Below are 442 nucleotides of genomic sequence, written 5' to 3'. Positions count from 1 at the left end.
GGAGGTGGTGTTCACGGGCGACCAGTGGGAAATCAATCAGGCGCTGTCGCGCTTCCCGGAATTGTCGCTCGTCGTCGGCAGCACCAACGAGCGAGAATACGCGACGCAGCGGAACATTCAATTTTTGGTCGCCTCATATCCCAATACGGAGCGGCTGATATTCAACCGCGCTATTGCGGGCTACCGAGGGGCGCTTGCGTTTTTGGAAGACTTGTATTCCAACACATAAGTTACGCGACTTGACACGGAGTTTGGGAGGGGATTTTGTTCTATAACAGGAGAAACTATGGCTATTGATATTGAAGGAAGACTGAACGAGCCGACGGTAGGCACGCGGGAAAACCGACTGGGTTCTATTACCGGTTACAACGGCGACCTGCACGATTTGGTACACCAGTCGCGTTGCGGCACACTCCAAAATCGTGAGCGCTGCTTTAGCCAG

General features: G+C 53.6%; 1 protein-coding gene. It reads left to right on the top strand.

Annotation, left to right across the window (positions count from 1 at the left end):
- Positions 1-229 (top strand): nitrogenase component 1 (locus AWU74_RS08495; protein ID WP_306701125.1); only part of this gene is annotated, 229 nt, incomplete at its 5' end.
- Between the last annotated feature and the right edge of the window lie 213 nt (positions 230-442).

It is taken from the genome of Treponema endosymbiont of Eucomonympha sp. (assembly GCF_001028545.1).
The sequence above is the reverse complement of the archived record's forward strand: the minus strand, read 5'-3'. Positions and strand labels throughout refer to the sequence as shown.